The following is a 20,080-nucleotide window of genomic DNA, read 5'->3' on the forward strand; positions in this document are numbered from 1 at the left end:
ATACGTCCTATAGGCCCATCCGGCTCTCAACTCTCAACCCTCAACTCTCAACTCCGGTGCGCCCCTTCATTCACGACGACTTCCTGCTGCACACCGATGCGGCTCGCGATCTCTACCACAGCTTCGCGAAGGCCGAGCCGATCTTCGACTATCACTGCCATCTGCCGCAGCAGCAGATCCTCGAGAATCACCAGTTCGCCGATCTCGCCGAGATCTGGCTCGGCGGCGATCACTACAAATGGCGCGCGATGCGCGCCAACGGCGTGAAGGAGCGGTTCTGCACCGGCGCCGCCACGCCGCGTGAGAAGTTCGACGCCTGGGTCGGCGCCGTGCCGCACACGCTGCGCAATCCGCTCTACCACTGGTCGCACCTCGAGCTCGCCCGCTACTTCGGGATTTTCGATCTCATCAACCAGAAGTCCGCCGACAAGATCTGGCGCGAGGCCAACGAGAAACTCGCGACGATGCGCGTCCACGACATCCTCGCTGCCAACAAGGTCGCCGTCATCTGCACGACCGACGACCCCGCCGACTCGCTCGAGCAGCACGAGAAGATCAAAAAGCTCGGGATCAAGACCCGCGTTTATCCGACCTTCCGGCCCGACAAGGCGCTGAACGTCGGCTCGCCCGCCGCCTACAACGCCTGGCTCGAGAAGCTCGCTGGCGCCGCGAAAACAAAGATCGCTTCCTTCGACGACTTCCTGAGCGCGCTGAAAAAACGCCACGACGACTTCCACGCCATCGGCGGCCGGCTCTCCGATCACGGCATGGAGAATTGCTACGCCGAGCCGTGCACGGCCACCGAAGCCCAGGCGATCTTCGACGCTGCGCGCGCCGGCCGTGCCGCGAGTGTCGCCGATCAGGCGAAGTTCGCGTCGTTCATGATGCTCGAGTTCGGCCGCTGGGATGCGAAGAAGGGCTGGACCAAACAACTTCACCTCGGCGCCCTGCGTAACAACAACACCCGGCTGCTCGCGACGCTCGGGCCCGACACCGGCTTCGACTCCATTGGCGATTTCCCGCAAACCCGCGCACTCAGCCGTTACCTCGACACGCTGGACTCGACCGACGAGCTGCCCCGCACCGTCCTCTACAATCTCAACCCTGCCGACAACTACGCGTTCGCGACGATGATCGGCAATTTCCAGGACGGCAGCGTGCCCGGCAAGATGCAGTTCGGCAGTGGCTGGTGGTTCCTCGACCAGAAGGAAGCGATGGAGTGGCAGATGAACGCGCTCTCCAACCAGGGCCTGCTCAGCCGGTTCGTCGGCATGCTCACCGACTCGCGCAGCTTCCTCAGCTACACGCGGCACGAATATTTCCGCCGCACGCTGTGCAACCTGATCGGCGCCGAAATGGAACGCGGCGAGATCCCGAACGATCGCGAGCTCGTCGGGCCGATGGTCCGCCGGATCTGCTTCGCCAACGCCCGCGAATACTTCCGGCTCGAACTGGATCCGTCCTTCCGCGGGTAGCTGGATTCCCCCGTACGGGCGCAGCTTGCTGCGCCCTAACGCCACACTGCGCCTGCAGCCGGGTCGCCGATCCCGGGTCTGCTTTACGGGGTTGCCGACTCGCCAAAAACTTCCACCCGCGCCTCTCCACTCGACAGCCGCATCGCACGGTACATGCCCGCAGTGTTGAACGGCATCGCGACGTTCCCTCTGCCGTCGATCGCAATCACCCCGCCATCGCCGCCGAGTTTCGCCACCTTCGCGAGCGTGGCGCGCGCCGCCTCGTCCACCGACACCCCCTGGTACTCCATCTGCGCGGCAATATCGCGCGCCACGCCGACGCGAATGAAATACTCGCCCCAGCCCGTCGCGCTCACGGCGCACGTCGTGTTGCTGGCGTAGGTCCCGGCCCCGACGATCGGCGAGTCACCGACGCGGCCGAATTTCTTGTTCGTCATTCCGCCGGTCGAGGTACCCGCCGCGAGGTTGCCGTGCCGGTCGAGCGCCGCGCAGCCGACGGTGCCGTGTTTCCTCTCTGCAGGAGCGCCGCTGGTCGGCGCCTTCCTCTCGCGCTCCGCCGCCTGTACCCGCTCGAGTTGCTTTCGCCTGAGCTTGGTTTCGAAATAACGCGCCGGCATCATCTCGTAGCCGAGTTGCCGCGCAAACACCTCCGCACCGTCGCCCGTCAGCATCACGTGGGGCGATTTCTCCATGACGTCCCGCGCCAGCAGAATGGGATTCCTGATGTGGTGTACTCCGGCGACCGCCCCAGCTGCCTGGGTCCGTCCATCCATGATCGACGCATCTAGTTCGCACCGGCCTTCGGCGTTGAGCACCGCGCCCTTGCCGGCGTTGAAGAGCGGCGAGTCCTCCAGGATCGTGATCGTGGCGACCACCGCATCAAGCGCACTGCCGCCGCGCTCGAGCACCGCATAGCCCGCGTCGCGCGCTTCGGTAAGTTTCGCGCGATACTCCGCCTCGCGCTCCGCGGACAACTCCTCGCGCCGAATCACACCCGCCCCGCCATGAACTACGAGGCCAAATCTTTCTGCTGCCGGGAGAACGGCCACCATACCCAGTCCCAGTGCTCCCGCCATGACTACGCGTTTCATGCGGCGCTGATCCTGGCCATTCCCGCTCGCGCCGCAATCGCCGCGTGCGTGGGAGCGCGGCCGCCCTCGGCCGCGTGGTTCGCCCGCGGTCTTGACCACGGCTGAGAACGGACCCGGGTGCATCCGCGTTATCCGCGGTCGTACCGATCGTGTCATGCGTCCACGCCGTCGCGCCCTGTTCTTCGAGTTTCGCGGCTTCGCGTTTTCTTGCGCCTTTTGCGCATTTTTGCGGCCATGGCTCCTCGCATGGCCGGCTCCTCCCAGGCTTCTCGTTCGTGGTTCTCACGCGTCCTGCAACGCGTGCGCCCGGCCGCCCCGATCACCGTCGGCGTCGACCTGATGCTCATGCAGCCCGGCGGAGCGAACGGCGGGGTCAAACCGCTCGTCTACTCGTTCCTCGCCGAGATCGCCCGCACGCATGGCCGCTCCTTCCGCTACGTCGTCTTCGCGCAGCCTGAGCTGGCCCCTGAGATCACCGCTTTTCTCCGGCCATGCGATGAACTGGTCTGCGCCACTCAACCCTCAACGCTCAACCCTCAACTCCCTGCCCGCCGTAGCCTCGGCGAAGGCGGGTCAACTCTCAACCCCCCGCCCAACGTAGCCTCGGCGAAGGCAGGTCAACCCTCAACTTCTCACCTCTCCGTCCTCTACGCGCCTTTCGGCCGCTCACCGCTGATCCGCCCCGGACTGCCCACCGTCAGCCTGATCGTCGATCTGCTTCATCGCGATCTGCCCGAGGCCTTGCCGCCGGAGGAGGTGCATTACCGCCACGAGTGGTTTCAACAGCTGGCCACGAGCGCGACGTTCTTCCAGTGCATCTCGCACTACACCGCCTCGCGGCTGCAGCTCCACAATGCGGTGCCGCCCGCGCGCTGTTTCGTGACGCACATCCCCGTTCACCAGCGGCTCGCGACCGATGCTATCGGCACCGCTGAATCGCCCATCGCCGGTCCGTTCTTCTTCTATCCGGCGAACTCCTGGCCGCACAAAAACCACGAGGCGCTGCTCGCGGCGTATCAGCGTTACCGCTCCGCCGCCTCGGCCGAAGCCTGGCCGCTGGTTCTTACCGGCTATCCCGACGCGCGCATGCAGTCGCTCGCCACGCACGCGACGAGCCTGGGGCTTGGCGGACACGTCCATTTCCTCGGCCACGTCGACGACGCACACTTCCGGGCACTGTGGCGCGCCGCCGGCGCGCTGGTTTATCCGTCGCGCCACGAGGGTTTCGGCATTCCGCTGCTCGAGGCGATGTCGTTCCGCTGTCCAATCATCGCTGCGAACACCACCTCGCTGCCCGAGGTTGGCGGTGATGCCTGCCTCTACGTCGACCCAAATGACGTCGCCTCCCTCGCCTCGGCGCTGACGCGCATCGCCTCCGACGCCGCCCTGCGTGCGGCGCTGGTGCAGCGTGGCACGGAACGACTCGCGGAGTTTTCTCTTTCGCGTGAAGCGGCTAAGCTGGCCGATTGTCTCGTCCGGGCCGCCGGCCGGTCGTAACGACGCTGCCGCATCGACAGCTTCACCGTTTTTTTCGGCTCCGCTGCGCCTCGCAAGCGTCACTTCGCCCTTGGCGCCGGTTCCGGGCTCTGGACGCTCAGCTCTAGTCTCTGAGCTCTCGACTCATTCATGCCCCTCACCTGGCGCGAAGCCACCGCCGCCGATCTCCCCCTGCTCGCCGAGTGGAATCACCAACTCATCCGTGACGAGGGTCATCGCAACGCGATGACGGTGCCCGAGCTCATCGAACGCATGCAGGGTTGGCTGCGCGCTGAGTATCAGGCGATCGTCTTCTGCGCCGCGGGCGAGCCGGTCGCTTATGCACTGTACCGCCACGATGACGAATCGCTTTATCTCCGCCAGTTCTTCGTCCGCCGCGATCGCCGCCGGCTTGGACTAGGCCGGGCGGCCATCACTGCGCTCCGCCACGAGATTTGGCCGCAGGAGACTCGGCTGACGCTCGACGTGCTGTGCGGCAACACTGCCGGCATCGCTTTCTGGCACGCGGTCGGCTACCGCGACTATTGTCTCACCTTGGAGATCCCTCCCGCCTGACTCGCTGAGAGGCGGCCGCACCGGACGCGCAACAGCGGCGATCACCGTCTGCGGAAGCTCCGGCGCCTCAGTGCATCCCGATTCCGGTTACCGAACGTGCGTCCGTCCGGCAGCGGCGCGTTGCTGAGCGCGTGCTTCACCCCGTCGTGAGGAAACGCGCCGCAAATGTGTAATAGCTGGCAGCCGGCGTTGTCCGTATTCTCCGCGCCGTCATGCGCACTTCATCGCTGCCGATCGAACGTTTCGCGATCGCGGGAAAACCGATTCGCTGCCCGCACTGCCAGGGAACGGAATTCAGCAGCCGCCAGGTTCTCATGAACACGCGCGGCGTCACCTTCTTCAACCTCGACTGGCTCAACCGCGGCGCCTTCGCGCTCACCTGTCAGACGTGCGGCCGGATCGAGTGGTTCAGCCGCCGGCCCGACGCCGGCGGGTGAATCCCAAGACTCCACCCTCAGCCCCTTCCGCCGTGCCCTCCCGTGTACCCGCTGCTGTTGGGCCCTCTTTCACGCGCCGACGCTGGCGGGCCTCGGTTCTGCCTATGCTCGCCTGGACGCTCGTCGCGCTTTCCGCGTTAACCTATAGTCTGCACCGCCCGTCAGTCTCGACCTCGTTCGCGTATCACTGGGAGCGCGCGTCGCGCGTGCTGTGCGTCTCGCCGGTGCTCGTCGCACCCGCTTCCGTCCTGAAATCGCTGCTACCCTAGTCGCGCGCCGCAGCGGCGTCCGAATGTCGCCGCCGGTGCCCACCCCGATGAAAATCGAAAAACTTCTGCTCACGGTGCTCTGCAGCATCGCCTGCGCCTGGGTCGTTTGGACGGCGGTAGGCGTCGCCGGACTCGCTCAGCACCAGGGTCCGCCCTCGCTGGCCGGTGGACTGGAGCTGCTCGCGTTTGCTGCCGCGAGCGCGATCCCGCTCGTGCACACCTGGTGGCGGTCGGGGCGGCGCCCGTGGCTGCTGGCGGTCTGGGCTCCTTGCCTGCTCTATGAGTGTTTTCTCGCCACGCGCGTGGCGCTGCACCAGCCGCTGGCCGGTGCCGCCCGACTCCTGTTGTGGCTGGCAATCGCCGTGCTCGTCGCTCGGCAGAGTCATCAGGAACAGGCCGCCTGACCGCCCGTGCCACTTGAACCCCCGCCGCGCTTCACTACGGTACTCGTATGAGTGTGCGCATCGTCCGCCTCGGCACCCCTCGGCAGCCCGACGAGGGCCTTCGCATCGGCACCGTTCGTCGTCCTCCACGTGGCGTCCCCAAGGAGCAATTCGCGAAACAAAATTGGTACGACGTCTGGTTCCCCAATCTCGCGCCGAGCCTCCCAGTGATGAAGTCCGCGCTGAAAGCGACCACGCCGGCGCAGTGGGCGGCCTTCGTCCGCAGCTACAAGTCCGAGATGGCCCAGCCCGCCGCCCGCCACGACGTCGCCCTCCTGGCCGCGCTCTCGCGGCACACCAACTTCTCGGTTGGCTGCTACTGCGAGCGCGAAGAGCACTGCCACCGCTCGGTACTGCGGCAGCTGCTCCTCGAAGCGGGGGCGAAGGTCGAATAGCGCACGGCATGGAGCGGATTGCCTTGCGACAGTGGCGGGACTCCGACCTGGAGCCCTATGTCGCGATGAACCGCGATCCCGAGGTGATGCGCTTCTTTCCCGCGCGGCTCGAGCCGGAGCAAAGCCGCGCCTCACTCGAGCGCCAGCGCCGGTTCATCACCGAACGCGGTTGGGGACTCTGGGCCGTCGACGTCGACGGCACGTTCGCCGGTTTCACCGGGCTCTCGGTCCCGACGTTCGCGGCGCCGTTCATGCCGTGCGTGGAGATCGGCTGGCGGCTGCGCCGCGAATTCTGGGGTCGCGGCATCGGCTTTCGCGCCGCGCAGCAGGCGCTCGCCTATGGGTTCGACACGCTGCACCTCGCGGAGATCGTGTCCTTCACCGCCGCGGTGAACCAACGCTCGCGCCGGCTGATGGAGCGGCTCGGGCTCGTACGCGACCTGACGGGCGATTTCGATCATCCAACGATCCCTCTCGGGCACGAGCTGCGCCGGCACGTGCTCTACCGTGTATCCGCGAGACTCGACAACGCCGGAGCGTTTGGCCATCGTGCGCCGCTCCCATGAATAATCCGGCTTTGGGGGCCATTGAGTTGGTCCTCCTCCTCACGGTTGTCCTGCTCTGGCTTTGGAGCGTGATCTGGGCCGCCCGCGACGCCCGCCGGCGGGGCAAGTCCGGCTTCCTCGTCGCGCTGTTGGTGATCTTCCTGGCCTGGCCGTTGGGCTTGCTGGTGTGGCTGATTTTCCGCCCGCGCCTGCGCGAGCCGGGAGTCGGTAGGTTCCACTGATGGCGCTGTTCCGGCGCATTCGCCGCTTGTTTCGCTCGCCCGAAGAAGATCCTCGCGAGGTGCTCGCCAGTCTGCTGCTCGCTGCGAGGGAAGACCCGGCCCTGCGTCGGCAGGTGTTGTTTGTTCTGGAGGCACCGCCCCTGCAGCGTGCGTCCCTGATTCACAGCGCCGTGCATGAGATGACGCTCCGCGGCGAGCCAGCGGCGGCGCGGGCCGCGTTTGTGTTCCTCACCACCGACGAAGGCGCCCGCGCCGCGCGTGAGGCGCTGCGCGCGCCGTAGCGATCACAGGGGTGCGCAGCTGCACGCCCTCGGGCGGGACGCTCGTGCCACGTGGCCTGGCGATCGCACGGGCGGCGTTGACTGGCGGTACGCCGGGGAGACAGTGTGTCTGTTCGCGAACATGCTTTACCCCGCGTTCCTCTCCGTCCTCCGCGTGGCGACTCTGGCGGCTCTGCCTGTCGCCGCTGCCGCTGTGGAGATCACGATCGACCCAAACGCCGGTCGCACGCCAATCAGTCCGCTGGTCTATGGCAGCAACGCCGCGCTCGAGGGCGTGCGCTTTCCACTCCGCCGGCAAGGCGGCAACCGGATGACCGGCTACAACTGGGAGAACAACGCCTCCAATGCCGGCCACGACTACCGCCACCAAAGCGACAACTACCTCACGTGGGTCGTCGGCATCCCGGACAGCCAGGCCAACACGCCCGGCATCGTGATGACGCATTACCACGACCAGGTCCTCGCCGACAGCGCGCGATACTCGATCATCACGGTGCCGATGGCCGGCTACGTCGCCGCTGATAAGATCAACCGCGGGCTCTTCGCGAGTGAAGCCGCGCCGTCAGTGCGCTGGGTCGCCGTCGAGAACACCAAGCCCACCGCGCTCTCGCTCGTGCCGGACGTGACTGACGCTCGGGTCTACAGCGACGAAATGGTAAACTTTCTGGTGAACCGTTACGGCTCCGCCTCCGGCCCACGCGGCGTGAAAGCTTACAGCCTCGATAACGAGCCTGATCTTTGGTCCGACGGCCAGTATGTGAATGGGCAGGTCGCCCTCGAAAACAACGCCACGCATCCGCTGATTCATCCCGCCAAGCCTCGTGCGGCCGAGTTGATCACGCGCTCGGTCGATCTCGCCAAAGCAATCAAGCGCGTGGATCCCGCCGCGGAAGTCGTGGGTTTCGCGAGCTACGGATTCGGCGGTTACAGCACCTTTCAGAGCGCACCGGACTGGGACACGGAAAAGGCCAAGGGGAGCTATCGTTGGTTCATCGACTACTTCCTCGATCAGATGCGACAGGCCTCCACGACAGCCGGCGTGCGACTGCTGGACGTGATGGACCTGCACAACTACAGCGAAGCGCGCGGCGGCGGCGTGCGCGTCAACGATACGACCGACTACACCAATACGGCCGCGAACGAGGCCCGGATGCAATCGCCACGTTCGTTCTGGGATTCGACCTACATCGAGGACAGCTGGATCGGCCGGTACAACGTGCAGTTCCTCCCCTGGCTACCGAACATCAAGCAGTCGATCGACGCGTTTTATCCCGGCACGAAACTGATGATCGGCGAGTATAACTTCGGTGGCGAGGGCCACATCTCCGGCGGCATCGCCCAAGCCGACATTCTCGGCATCCTCGGAGAGAACGGCGTCTACGCGGCCGCGCTGTGGCCCTTCAGCGGCTCGCATACTTACTCGATCGCTGCCTTCAAACTCTACCTCGATTACGACGGCGCCGAGAGCAAGTTTGGCGACACCGCCGTTTCCGCGACGTGGGCCGAGCGCGCGTTATGTTCCGTCCACGCGGCGGCAGAAAGCGGCGATCCCACTCGGCTGCACGTGATCGTGCTCAACAAGAGCACCACCGCAGCGGCCCCGGTCGATCTTTCCATCGCCGGCACGACGACCTACCGCCGGGCGCGCGTCTTCGCGTTCGACTCCGCCAGCGCGACGATCACCGAGCGCGATCCCATCCCGACCATCACCGGCAACCGGTTCACCTATTCGCTGCCCGCGCTCACCGCCGCGCACTTCGTGCTCGATGCGTCGCTGGTTCGCGCCGATCCCGCCGTTCGACAGGTGGTGCTCGGCGGCGGCACTTCGTTCAGCGCCGGCGCGAGCGGCTTGAGCGGCTATCAATGGCGGCACAATGGCACCGATCTCACCTCGGCCAGCGCGACTGCCGCGACACTCACGCTCGCCGACATCCAGCCAGCGAACACGGGACTTTACTCGGTCCAAGCCGGCGGGAACGTGAGCGGCGCGGGCAGCGATCCGGTGATTCTCGGGCTCAGCACGACGAGCAAGTTCGTCGGTTCCGGCGAGGTCGTCGGTACGGACATCGAACACCCGAATGGCAACATCTTCGACCAGGTCCTGCTCACCGGAGCCGCGGAGGCGGTCACAGCCGATTACGCGCAGAATCAAATCACCCGCACCTCGTTCATCGACGTGGACGGCGACATCGTGCAGGTCGAGTTCAGCGGCCCCGGGACGCTCTCGCTGGTGCTCGATGCACCGACGGGCCGCGCCACTCCCGAGAAGTACCACCAGCTGGACGTCGAGTACATGAAAGGGCACGCGGGCATCGTCATCACCGGCGCGGATGAACGAACCAATATTTCCGTGTTCACCGTCGGCCGGGCCACCGCCTTTGACCCCTCAGGTCAGTTCAATTTTCTGCAGCCGATCACCGCGGCGAACAACCCGGCGAACAATGGCAGCCCGTTGTTCGTAGGTCACGACAGCACCGAGTACGACGGCCACGCCGACATCGCGTTTATCGCGATCTCGTCGCTCAACGGCAAGTTCGGCGGCGTGCGCACGGCGAACACGACCTACTTCGCCCGGCGTGGCTACACCGGCCTCTACGCGCCCGGCGTGGCGTTCAGCGGTCCTGTCTTCATCGGCGACATCACCGCGTTCGAATCGGCGCAACCCGTGATCATGCTCGGGGCCGCCAGCGACACGCGAATCACCGGCGGCGATCTTTCGCAGGGCAACGGCCGCGCGGTCCGCGTCAGCGGACTCACGCAGCTGCGGTTCACCGACGGTTCCGATTCGCACGGCCACACGCTGACCGCGCAGGTCAACCACGCTCGGCTCGAGCAGAACGGCGTCGACGTTACCGCAGCCGTCGTGGTGAATCCCACGCCCTAAGCCGCCGAGCGTTGGGAGGGTGGGGTCTTCCGACTCCACGGAAGCGCCGGTAGAGGCCGGCTCCCGCGATCCGACCCCCGCGATCGGCTCTGGCCGTCGCTCGCCGCGATGGAGGGATTCGGCACGCCGTAAAACGTCAGCACCCGCGCGAACCAGCCTTGCCGATAGAACGTGCGGTCGGGGATCGCGAATGCGGCCCAGACCAGAAAACCCGCCGGCAGCCACGCGCCTACTCGATTTTCTGTAGGACTCGCTGCCAAGCGGAGGGCCAGCAGCACGCCGAGCACGCTACCCGTCACATTTGCCGCGGTGATCCAGTCCATCGCCAACGAATCGCGCGCCTGCCGCATCAACTCAATCTAGAAGAGACGGTTTGGGAACTCGCGCGCAGGCGGCGCCGCACCCCGCTCGCGACCCTCACGCGGGGATGCGTGACGTTCGCTGTAACAAAACTAAACGGGCTGCATCCAATCGCGGCACAGCTTCAACACACTCCCCCCCTGCGTCGAATCCCATCATGAAGCCCGCAGTTTCCTCGATCCTGTTTACTTTCGGAGCGGTCGCGACCGTCACGCTGCTCCTCACGGGGGCCACGGCCCCTCGTTCCGCCTCCGCCGGCACGTCCGGCGACGCCTTCGATTACCGCGTTCTGCAAAACAACTTTCAGCTGTTTCACGAAGGGCAGCGCATCTTTCGTTTCGATACGTTCGGCAGCGAAGCCTTCTGGGGCGATGCGCTGAAACTCCATCAAGCGATCGCCGGCCAAGCCAACGGCGGAGTGGGTGGTGGCGTCAGTCCGGAAACCGCGCTCGCCGTCGGTCTGAAGGTCGACAGCGAAGCGATTCCCCGCTCGGTCGCCACCGCTCTTCGACAGGGGAAGGTTGATCTGAAGAATCCCGCGACCACGCTCGCGCTGCTGAAATTCGGCGCGGTCGTGGGCGTCAAGGGTACGTTCGATCGCAAGGGCAAGCTCACCGCCGTCGGCATCCAGTGCTCGCTTTGCCACTCCACCGTCGACGACTCCTTCGCCCCCGGCATCGGCAAACGGCTCGACGGCTGGCCCAACCGGGACCTCAACGTCGGTGCCATCATCGCACTGGCTCCGGATCTTTCGGTGATCGCCAACTTACTCGGCGTGGACGCGGACACCGTGCGCGAAGTCCTGCACAGTTGGGGCCCGGGCAAGTTCGACGCCTCGCTGCTACTCGACGGAAAAGCCTTCCGGCCTGACGGCGGCGCCGCGGCCACGTTGCTGCCTGCGGCGTACGGCCTCGCCGGCGTGAATCTCCACACCTACACGGGCTGGGGCTCGGTCACGCATTGGAACGCCCTCGTCGCCAACCTCGAGATGGGTGGCCGCGGCACGTTCTACGATCCCCGCCTGGCCGACGCGGAGAAATTTCCCATCGCGGCGAAGCGCGGTGCGTTCGACGTGCGCAACACCCCGGATCTCGTGACCTCGAAGCTGCCCGCACTGCATTTCTATCAGCTCGCGTTGCCGGCGCCGAAGCCGCCGCGCGGCAGCTTCAATGCCGCCGCCGCCGAGCGCGGACGCGCCGTGTTCAACGGCAAGGCGCAGTGCGCGACGTGCCATGTGCCACCGCTGTTCACCGAACCAGGCTGGAACATGCACACCGCGGCGGAAATCGGCATCGACGACTTCCAAGCCATGCGCTCGCCTGACGAGCACTACCGCACAACGCCGCTCAACGGTCTGTTCGCTCGCGAAAAGGGCGGATTCTACCACGACGGACGTTTCGCCACCTATCGGGCCGTGGTCGATCACTATGACGCCCACCTCCATACCGGACTCGGCGAAAGCGAGAAGAACGACCTGGTCGAATATCTGAAATCGCTGTGACACGCGCCGGCCTCGGGGAGCCCGGCGTCCCGCCGGGCTTTCCTGCGACTCGCGCTGAACTCGCCGGGACGGCGGGCTCCACCTGAGCCGCGGTCGACTCGGCGTTCGGCGGATCGGAATGTCCCACCCTATGACTCGGCGCCGATCAGCCGGTGCAGTCGTTCGTACGCCGCGACGGCTTTGCCCGCTTTCAGCTCCTTCATCGCCCGCGTGATCTCGCGGGCGATGCTCGGATCGAGTGAAGGCGCCGCCTTGGGCGGCTGCTTCGACTTGGGGAACGTCGGCCCGGGCCTCGCCCGCGCCTCGCGCGCCGGCGGAGCAGCCTCGCTCGGTGCCGCGCGGTGCCGCGACGCCTTGCTGCTTCCTGACCCGCGGCGCGCTTTTGCCACGGGTCTCCGTCGCGGCCGCCGCGAACGTCATCGCGGGTTGTTCCAGCAGGTCGTAGTTGATGCCAATCACCCTTCGGCCTTCGAAGTCGCGGATCGATTTGGGAAAAACCACGAACTGCGCGCGTGGCTCCTCGTGAAATCCCACCGCGCCGAAATCTTTCTTCGTTCCAACATTTTCCTGGTGAATCGTCAGCACGCGATGCTCCTTGCGTGCACGCTGAAAGGTCCGGTCCCGGCCCGGATCACTCCACAATTGATGCGGCTCCGGCTTGCCCGCCTTCGCCACGAGTTCTGCAAATCGCACCGTCTTCATCAACGGCTTCCCGCCCTCGCGTTGCGCGCGCGTCGCGCGGCAGTTCGCGGCGTCACGCCAGTTCTCCGATCGGCGGAAGCTTCTGTTTCAGCTGCAACACCGGCGCGAACAGATCGCCGTGTTTCGCGATTCGCTTCACCACGTCTTCCGACTCGAACACGAGCAGATCCGCCTTCTGCTTTTTCCACGCCGCCTCGACTTCTTCCCACGTGACGGGCGTCGACACCGTCGGCTGGTCCTTCGCGCGCAACGAGTAGACGTTCACCGTCGTCTTGTGATCGTCGTTCTGGCTCCAGTCCACGAGCACCTTGCCGGTGCGCAGTGACTTTAGCATCTTCGACACGACCACGTCCGGAAACTGCCGCTCCAGCGCCTGCGCGAGCGTGTGCGCGAACGCCTTCGTCCGGTCGTAGGTCACCGGCGTGTTCAGCGGCACGTAGATCTGCAGGCCTTTCGAGCCGGACGTCTTCGCGAAACTTTTCAAACCCAGCCGGTCGAACACCGCCTTCACCCACAATCCGACCTGGCAGCAGAGCACGATGTCTGCGGGCGGCCCCGGATCGAGGTCGAATGCGATCGCCGTCGGTCGGCCGATCGCCGGCGCCTTGTGCAAAAACGTGTGCAGCTCGAGATCCGCGAGATTCGCCGCCCAGACCAGCGCCGGCAGGTCGTTCATCACGCAATAGTGGATCTCACCCTCGCGCTTGCCGCGCGGCACCGTCGCGGTCTTCACCCATTTCGGCCGGTGGGGCGGACACTGCTTTTCATAGAAAAAGAATCCCGCCACGCCATCGGGATAGCGCTTCAACGTGATCGGTCGGTTCTTCAGATGCGGTAGCAACACGTCGGCCACGCGCACGTAGTAGTCGATCACGTTGCCCTTGGTGAAGCCCGTTTTCGGATACATCACCTTGTCGAGATTGCTCACCATCAGCCGCGTGCCCGCGACGACGAGTTCGGTTTTCGTGGCCATGATCAATCACTCCGTTCGCGCACCACCTCGCGGGCGGGCTTGTCTTCGCGCAGTCCGAGAAACACCGGCTGACGCAGCCGGTCGTCGCGCGTCCACTCCGCAAACTTGATCTGCGCCACCAGTTCCGGCTTCACCCAGGTGCAGCGCTTCATCTCGGCCGCCGTGACGCCCGCGCCATAGCGGCCGCGGCGTTTCTCGGGCAGGTTCACGAACGGACAGGCCTCCGTGCGGATTTTTTGAAACCGGCCGTGCAGCTCGCGCAGCAGCTTTACGTTGAATCCGGTCCCCACCTTCCCGGCAAACGTGAGCCCCGCGCCCTCGTGGACTCCGACGAGCAGTGCACCGAAATACGGCCGCGAACCGCCCGGCGGACTGTAGCCGCCGATCACGAACTCCTGCTCCTGATGCAGCTTCAGTTTGATCCACGCGCCGCTGCGCTGGCCCGTTTCGTAACGTGCATCCGGCCGCTTGCCGATCAGGCCTTCCAACCCGAGTTTTCGCGCCTGCGCCAGCAGTGGCTCTGCGTCCGCGCCCAGCGATTTCGAATACCGCACGAGCCCGTCGTGGCCGGCGAGCAGCCGCTCCAGTTGCGCCTTCCGTTCCGTCAGCGGTTCGGCGCGCAGGTCGCGCCCGTTCCACTGCAGCAGGTCGAACGCATAGAAAAACAACGGTGGGTGTTCCTGCCCGAGATCATACGCCTGCAGCAGCTGAAACGAGGAGCGCCCCTTGTCGTCGAGCGCAACAATCTCTCCGTCGATCACCGCATCCTTTACGTCGAGCGCCGCCACCGCGTCGACGATTTCCGGAAACTTTGCCGCGAACGGCTTGTTGTTCCGTGAGAGCAGCCGCACGCCCTTCCGATCGCGAAACGCCATCGCGCGAAAGCCGTCGAACTTAATCTCGTAAATCCATTCGCCCGGCGGCGGCGCGTCCACCAGCAGCGCCTTCATCGGCTCGATGAACGACGGGGTGAGTTTGGAGGCTCGGCCCTGGGCGCGCGGGCGTCTCGCCCGCTCCGATCCGTGCTCGGCCTTCACGCCCGCGCTTTTATCCGCAGCTCGACCGTGAGCGGCTTTGGCTGGGGCCGCGACGCCCTCGTCGCGGCTCGCTTTCGCGTCGCTCGCCTGCCGGCCGCGACGGGGGCGTCGCGGCTCCAGGTTCGCGAACGTTTCCTTTTTTGTCCGCCGCTTTGTCTCGGCCGCGTGCATTGCCTCCGCCACGCTCGCGCGAAACGATTTCGGTTCGCTCCGGTTCGATTGCCATACCCGGCCCTTCCCTTCCGACAGCTGCTTCATCGATTTTCCGGAGAGCACGGAGGTGTCATCCGCCTTCGCACTCACCGGCTTCATGTCCTCGCCGCCTTTGATCAGCAGCCACTCGTCGCCCCCACGCAACCGGACGAGATACCACTCGCCCTTCAGTTTTTTTCCGCGCAGCACAAAATGCAGTTTCCCGCCGTCGAGCTCCTTCAACGGCGCCTCGCTCAGCGGTTCGAAGGTGCCGCGGTCCCACACCATCACCGTGCCTCCCCCGTACTGGCCCTGCGGAATCGTTCCCTCGAAATCGATGTAGGAGACCGGGTGGTCCTCGACGTGCACCGCCAGCCGCTTGTCGCCTTTCGCGTAGGGCATGCCCTTCGGCACCGCCCACGACTTCAGCGTGCCGCCGAGTTCGAGCCGAAAATCGTAATGCAGCCGCGAGGCCGCGTGCTTTTGCACGACGAACCGATGCCCTGCTCCGCCGGGCGCGCGCCCCCCCTTCGGCTCCGCCGTTTTGCGGAAGTCCCGCTTTTTGACATAGGCCTTGAGCGACATCGCAGCCACATTGTCAGCGCAGGCTGACCGCCGTTCCCGGCGCCGGACGGCGTCCGCCGCTCGTCTAGCTGGCGACGATCGCCATCGGATCTGGGCACACCGCCCGGATCGGGCAGGACGCTCCATCGAACCAGGTGCCTTCAACAAACGTGGTCGTCGCCACCGGCGGGATGCCAAACTTCTTGTGTTGCAGCTGGCCCGCGAGGATTTCCACCGCGATGCTGCCGACCACATCGTGATTCTGGTGCACGCCGGCGACGCTGCCGTCCGGATCCTCAAGAAACAGGTTCACAAACGCGACATCCCGGGGGATCTGAAGCCCCAGCTTGCGGAACAGCGGGAGCACGTAATCGCCCTTGGCCACGATCACCTCCGGCCGGTAACGGCGCAGCCACTTTTCGAACGGCTCGACGTCGGCCAGCACGGACGCGTTGGTTTCGTTAAACCAGCGCTTCATCGGATGCAGCGTCGGGAAAAGGTGCGGCGGCAGCCGGTCGCCGCGCGGCAGGTGCTCCAGCTCGCCGCAATACCCCGCCGTCCAGTTGTGGTCGACCGCGTGGTCCCATCCGCGATGCACGACGAATCCGATTCGCCGGTAGCCGGCGGCGCGAACCTTGCGCATCGCCAGCCGGATCACGTTCGTCTGGTTGTTGGTGACGTTGTGCAGCGGCGGCTGGTGCGGGAAGTAGTCGATCTTCACCGCACTGAAATGCTCCCATTCGAACTGCAGCTCGTCGCCCATCTCGCGGCTGTGCGAAGCGATGATCAGCCCGTGAATCCCGCGGGAATACAGGATCTTGCTCATCCGTTTCTGCGACAGCCCCGGCTCGTGCAGCCAGAAATGCTCGAGCTTGTAGCCCAGCTCGTTCGCCTTGCTCTCCGCGCCGGCGAAAAACTTCCGGTGCGCCGGGACTTCCTTCCAGCCCCAGCGCGAATTCCAGTTCGTCACGTAGGCCAGCGTCGGCACGTTGCGCCGCGGCATCATGCCGCCGCGATACGCAACCAGCGCGCCGAGGAACGGATCCGGCCGGTAACCCATCTCTTTTGCCAGCGCCTGCAGCCGCGAACGTGTGCTCTCCGGCAGCCGCGGGCTGTTCCGCAGCGCGAGCGAGACCGTAGTGACATGCACGCCCGCCCGGTCGGCCACGTCGGAAAGCGTGACCCGATCCTTCATGCCAGCTGAACTTTTTCCTCGGGCGCAGCCGTCGACAGTACCGGACAGGAGGCGCCCGCGAACCACGTTCCCTCCACATAAGTGGTCGTGGGAATCTCCGGGATGCCGCGCTTGTTGTGCTGCAGCTGGCCCGCCAAAATCTCCACCGCCAGCCCGCCGACCGTCGCGTGATTCTGCCGCACACCCGCGGTCGCGCCCGTGAGATCTTCGAGAAAAACATCCACGAACGCCAGGTCGCGCGGAACCTTGATCCCGAGTTCCTTGAACGCGTCTTCGACGAACGAGCCTTTGCTGATCACCACCTGCGGCTGATACTTTTCCAGCCACATCCGGAACGGCTCGGGATCCACCGTCACCGGCGCGTTGTTTTCATTCAACCAGCGGTCCACCGGTTGCGCGTCCGGGAAAATGTGCGCCGGAATCCGCTCCTTCGGCAGCAGGTTCTCCTGCTCGCAAAGGTAGCCGGCCATCCAGAGGTGATCCACCGCGTGATCCCAGCCGCGATGCATCACGAAGCCGATTCGACGATAGCCGGCCGCCATCACTTTCTGCATCGCGAGCCGCACGATGTCGCACTGGTTGTTGGTCACGTTGTGCAGCGCCGGCTGGTGCGGGAAATAGTCGATCTTCACCGCGCTGAAATGATCCCACTCGAGCTGCAGTTCGTCGCCCATCTCGCGGCCATGCGAGGCCACGATCACGCCGTGAATGCCCCGCGCGTTCAGGATCCGGCTCAGCCGGCCCTGCGTCAGTCCGGGTTCGCGCATCCAGAAATGGTCGAGGTGAAACCCCAGCTCCTTCGCCTTCGCCTCGGCGCCCGCGAAGAAATCCGAATGCGCCGTCGCCTTCTTCCAGCCCCAGCGCGTGGCCCAGTTGGTCACGTAGGCGAGCGTCGGCGGATTGCGCCGCGGCATCACCTGGCCCCGATACGCCACCAGCGCACGCAGGAACGGGTCGGGCGTGTAGCCCATCTCCTCGGCCAGCGCCTGGATTCGCTTACGGGTACTTTCGGGCAGTCGCGGATGATTGCGCAGGGCCAGTGACACGGTGGTCACATGCACTCCGGCTTTCAGGGCGACGTCGGCGAGGGTAACACGGCGCTCGTTCATGGGGCTGGGCTCACTTTGGAGCCCATTTCGCGCCGCCGCTCAAGTCTATTGTTAGAGTGTACGTCCGGTGGCCTCACCTTCCGCCCAACCAGACGATCCAGCTTCCGCCGCGTCGCCGACTGCTCGTGACGGATCCGTCTTCGTCCAACCCCGATCCAGCGCCTGCGCTGCAGCGGCCGAGCGCTCCTCTTCCCCGTGGCTCAAGAAAGTTACCATACCCAACACGCGCCGTTCGGCGCGTTCGCCAGCTTCACCGTCGGTCTCGTCGACTCCCAAGGTGGCTTCGGTCAATCGCTCGGCGTGCCGGCCAGGCAGAATGTCTACGTCGGCTTTCGCAGCGCTCAGCATGCCCGCTGGCAGATGCTGCCGTTCCTCAACCCGCCCGTCGCCGCCGAAACCGCGTTCACGGCCGAGGACACCGTGCCGCGTCCACCCGGCGGATTCGATGCGCTCCGGCCGGCGGCTTATCAACGCACGCTGAACTGGGCCAGCGACACTTGGCGCGCGGACGAATCGCGCTTCGGCTTCTCGTTGCTCACGCCCTTCGACCACGTCGCTGATCCGGCGAAGATGAAGAAGTCCGCCGCGCGCTTCCAACTCGCGCCGGCGATCTTCGGCTGGATCGAATACGACAACCGCGCGGGCACCGAGCCCGTGGAACTGATGTTCGGCATCGGCGATCCGTCCCGCCCGCTGCGGCCGTTGTCTGAGGCGGATCCGAAGCTCGTCGGTTTCGCCGGCGGCACCGGCTGGGGCTACGCCACCGCGCCGACGCGCGGGATCGAGCTGCGCCAGGGTTTCGACGTCTTCGCACCGAAATTCCGCGATTACCACGGGCTGCTCGTCATCGCCGCGGAGACCGCGCTCGTCTTCTCCGTGCCCGCGGGCCGCCGCAAGCGCTTCCCGCTCGTGCTCGGATTCTATGCGGCCGGCACCCAGACCACCGGGCTTCCGGCCAGCTACGCCTACACCCGCGTATTCGACGACCTGGAAGACGTGCTCAAGCACGGGCTCGAGCACTTCGACCGCTACGCCGCGATCGCCGCCACCCGCGACCGGGAGCTCGATCGCAGCCGGCTCAACCCCGACCAGCGCTTCCTGCTCGCGCAGAGCACCCATAGTTACTACGGCAGCACGCAGCTGCTCTGGGACAAACGGGGCCCGCTCTGGATGGTGAACGAGGGCGAATACCGGATGATCAACACGTTTGATCTGACGGTGGACCACGTCTTCTTCGAGCTGGCCTGGCATCCGTGGGCCGTCCGCGACGTGCTCGATCTCTTTGTCCGCCGGTATTCCTACCGCGACCGCCACGGCCTCGCGTTCACCCACGACATGGGCGTGATGAACCATTTCACCATGCCCGGCCGGTCGAGCTACGAATGCGATCACCTGACCGGCTGCTTCAGTCACATGACCATGGAGCAGCTGCTCAACTGGGTGCTCACGGCGGTGACGTATGCCTCGCACACCGAGGATCGCCGCTGGCTCAAGACGAACCTCAAGACGCTGCTCGCCTGCGCCGAGAGCCTGCACGTGCGCGACGACGCCGATCCCAAAAAACGGGACGGCATCCTGAAACGCGATTCCGACCGCTGCGGCGCCGACGGTTCGGAGATCACGACGTACGACAGCCTCGACGTCAGTCTGGGGCAGGCGCGGAACAACCTGTATCTCGCAGTGAAGACGCTCGGCGCGTGGGTGCTGCTGGAACGCGCGTTCGGCGCGCTCGGCCAAGCCAAAGCCGCCGGGGATGCCCGCGCGACCGCGGATCGTTTGGCGCAGTCGATCACCCAAAAATTCGAGCACGACACCGGGTTCTTCCCCGCCGTGTTCGAAAAGGGCAATCGCTCGCGCATCCTCCCGGCGGTCGAAGGTTTCATCTACCCGCTTTACCTCGGCTACACCGACGCGACCAACCGCACCGGCCGGTTCGCACCGTTGTTCCGCCAGCTCGGCCAGCACATGGCTCAGGCGCTGCAGCCGGGCATCTGCCTCGATGCCAAGAGCGGCGGCTGGAAGATGAGCAGCACCAGCACCAACACGTGGTTCAGCAAGATCGCGATCGCCCAGCACGTCGTCCGCCAGCTTTTCCCCGAGGTGATGAACGACGCCGCGCGGGCCGGCGATCGCGTGCACGCCGACTGGCAACGCACCCCGGGCTGCGGCCGTGACGCGATGTGCGATCAGATTCGGAGTGACTCCGGCGTCGCGTGCGGTAGCCGATATTACCCGCGCGGCGTCTCCTGCTACCTGTGGCTTTCGGAGTAATCGGTTCGGCGCCGCTCCGGCCCTGCCTCTTCTTTCTTTAGCTCTGCAACCAACCCCAGCCT

20 protein-coding genes are annotated in these 20,080 nt (G+C 65.6%); 14 read left to right on the top strand and 6 right to left on the bottom strand.

What is annotated here, in order from left to right; translation table 11 throughout:
- Positions 1–56 precede the first annotated feature (56 nt).
- The gene (gene uxaC, locus OTER_RS21685; protein WP_012377092.1) at positions 57–1,475 is read left to right on the top strand and encodes a glucuronate isomerase; all 1,419 of its coding nucleotides are present in this window, start codon (positions 57–59) and stop codon (positions 1,473–1,475) included.
- 83 nt (positions 1,476–1,558) lie between these two features.
- Here uxaC and OTER_RS21690 read toward each other — a convergent pair whose 3' ends face one another.
- The gene (locus OTER_RS21690; protein WP_012377093.1) at positions 1,559–2,566 is read right to left on the bottom strand and encodes an isoaspartyl peptidase/L-asparaginase family protein; all 1,008 of its coding nucleotides are present in this window, start codon (positions 2,564–2,566) and stop codon (positions 1,559–1,561) included.
- On the opposite strand from OTER_RS21690, the gene OTER_RS26775 reads away from it, so the two are divergent.
- The 12 genes from OTER_RS26775 to OTER_RS21745 all read left to right on the top strand — a co-directional run bounded on the left by OTER_RS26775 (position 2,480) and on the right by OTER_RS21745 (position 11,975).
- Positions 2,480–2,671: a hypothetical protein gene (locus OTER_RS26775; RefSeq protein WP_237702406.1), complete on the top strand. Its 192-nt coding sequence runs from the start codon at positions 2,480–2,482 to the stop codon at positions 2,669–2,671. The genes OTER_RS21690 and OTER_RS26775 overlap by 87 nt on opposite strands.
- Positions 2,672–2,812: 141 nt before the next feature.
- Positions 2,813–4,063, top strand: coding sequence for a glycosyltransferase family 4 protein (locus tag OTER_RS21695; protein ID WP_012377094.1), 1,251 nt, complete (start codon positions 2,813–2,815; stop codon positions 4,061–4,063).
- A 129-nt stretch (positions 4,064–4,192) separates the two neighbouring features.
- A complete protein-coding gene (locus OTER_RS21700; protein ID WP_012377095.1) occupies positions 4,193–4,618 on the top strand; it encodes a GNAT family N-acetyltransferase in 426 nt (141 codons plus the stop codon).
- A gap of 212 nt (positions 4,619–4,830) precedes the next feature.
- Positions 4,831–5,055, top strand: coding sequence for a hypothetical protein (locus OTER_RS21705; protein WP_012377096.1), 225 nt, complete (start codon positions 4,831–4,833; stop codon positions 5,053–5,055).
- Positions 5,056–5,159: 104 nt separating this feature from the next.
- Entirely contained in the window at positions 5,160–5,324 is a 165-nt protein-coding gene (locus OTER_RS26325) for a hypothetical protein (protein WP_158305505.1), read from the top strand.
- A gap of 47 nt (positions 5,325–5,371) precedes the next feature.
- On the top strand, positions 5,372–5,728 hold the full coding sequence (locus OTER_RS21710; protein ID WP_044891942.1) for a hypothetical protein: 357 nt from the start codon (positions 5,372–5,374) through the stop codon (positions 5,726–5,728).
- A 47-nt stretch (positions 5,729–5,775) separates the two neighbouring features.
- Entirely contained in the window at positions 5,776–6,162 is a 387-nt protein-coding gene (locus OTER_RS21715; RefSeq protein WP_012377099.1) for a DUF488 domain-containing protein, read from the top strand.
- Between the two features lie 8 nt (positions 6,163–6,170).
- Positions 6,171–6,728: a GNAT family N-acetyltransferase gene (locus OTER_RS21720; RefSeq protein WP_012377100.1), complete on the top strand. Its 558-nt coding sequence runs from the start codon at positions 6,171–6,173 to the stop codon at positions 6,726–6,728.
- Positions 6,725–6,949, top strand: coding sequence for a hypothetical protein (locus OTER_RS21725; protein WP_012377101.1), 225 nt, complete (start codon positions 6,725–6,727; stop codon positions 6,947–6,949). Before OTER_RS21720 ends, OTER_RS21725 begins: the two co-directional genes overlap by 4 nt.
- Entirely contained in the window at positions 6,949–7,230 is a 282-nt protein-coding gene (locus OTER_RS21730) for a hypothetical protein (protein WP_012377102.1), read from the top strand. Before OTER_RS21725 ends, OTER_RS21730 begins: the two co-directional genes overlap by 1 nt.
- A gap of 121 nt (positions 7,231–7,351) precedes the next feature.
- Positions 7,352–10,114 carry a glycoside hydrolase family 44 protein gene (locus OTER_RS24630; protein ID WP_012377103.1) on the top strand — a complete coding sequence of 921 codons (2,763 nt, stop codon included), beginning with the start codon at positions 7,352–7,354 and terminating at the stop codon, positions 10,112–10,114.
- A 517-nt stretch (positions 10,115–10,631) separates the two neighbouring features.
- The gene (locus tag OTER_RS21745) at positions 10,632–11,975 is read left to right on the top strand and encodes a hypothetical protein (protein WP_012377105.1); all 1,344 of its coding nucleotides are present in this window, start codon (positions 10,632–10,634) and stop codon (positions 11,973–11,975) included.
- Between the two features lie 128 nt (positions 11,976–12,103).
- Here OTER_RS21745 and OTER_RS21750 read toward each other — a convergent pair whose 3' ends face one another.
- The 5 genes from OTER_RS21750 to OTER_RS21770 all read right to left on the bottom strand — a co-directional run bounded on the left by OTER_RS21750 (position 12,104) and on the right by OTER_RS21770 (position 17,747).
- On the bottom strand, positions 12,104–12,364 hold the full coding sequence (locus OTER_RS21750; RefSeq protein WP_044891943.1) for a hypothetical protein: 261 nt from the start codon (positions 12,362–12,364) through the stop codon (positions 12,104–12,106).
- Positions 12,365–12,729: 365 nt separating this feature from the next.
- A complete protein-coding gene (gene ligD / locus OTER_RS21755) occupies positions 12,730–13,650 on the bottom strand; it encodes a non-homologous end-joining DNA ligase (RefSeq protein WP_012377106.1) in 921 nt (306 codons plus the stop codon).
- Between the two features lie 2 nt (positions 13,651–13,652).
- Positions 13,653–15,464 (bottom strand): non-homologous end-joining DNA ligase, encoded by a 1,812-nt coding sequence (gene ligD / locus OTER_RS21760; RefSeq protein ID WP_012377107.1) that lies wholly within the window; start codon positions 15,462–15,464, stop codon positions 13,653–13,655.
- 64 nt (positions 15,465–15,528) lie between these two features.
- A complete protein-coding gene (locus tag OTER_RS21765) occupies positions 15,529–16,638 on the bottom strand; it encodes a LacI family DNA-binding transcriptional regulator (protein ID WP_012377108.1) in 1,110 nt (369 codons plus the stop codon).
- Complete coding sequence (locus tag OTER_RS21770; RefSeq protein WP_012377109.1) at positions 16,635–17,747, bottom strand: LacI family DNA-binding transcriptional regulator; 1,113 nt, start codon at positions 17,745–17,747, stop codon at positions 16,635–16,637. Before OTER_RS21770 ends, OTER_RS21765 begins: the two co-directional genes overlap by 4 nt.
- A gap of 195 nt (positions 17,748–17,942) precedes the next feature.
- On the opposite strand from OTER_RS21770, the gene OTER_RS21775 reads away from it, so the two are divergent.
- Positions 17,943–20,018 (top strand): glycoside hydrolase family 52 protein, encoded by a 2,076-nt coding sequence (locus tag OTER_RS21775; protein ID WP_012377110.1) that lies wholly within the window; start codon positions 17,943–17,945, stop codon positions 20,016–20,018.
- The last annotated feature ends 62 nt before the right edge of the window (positions 20,019–20,080 follow it).

It is taken from the genome of Opitutus terrae PB90-1 (assembly GCF_000019965.1).
GTDB lineage: Bacteria > Verrucomicrobiota > Verrucomicrobiia > Opitutales > Opitutaceae > Opitutus > Opitutus terrae.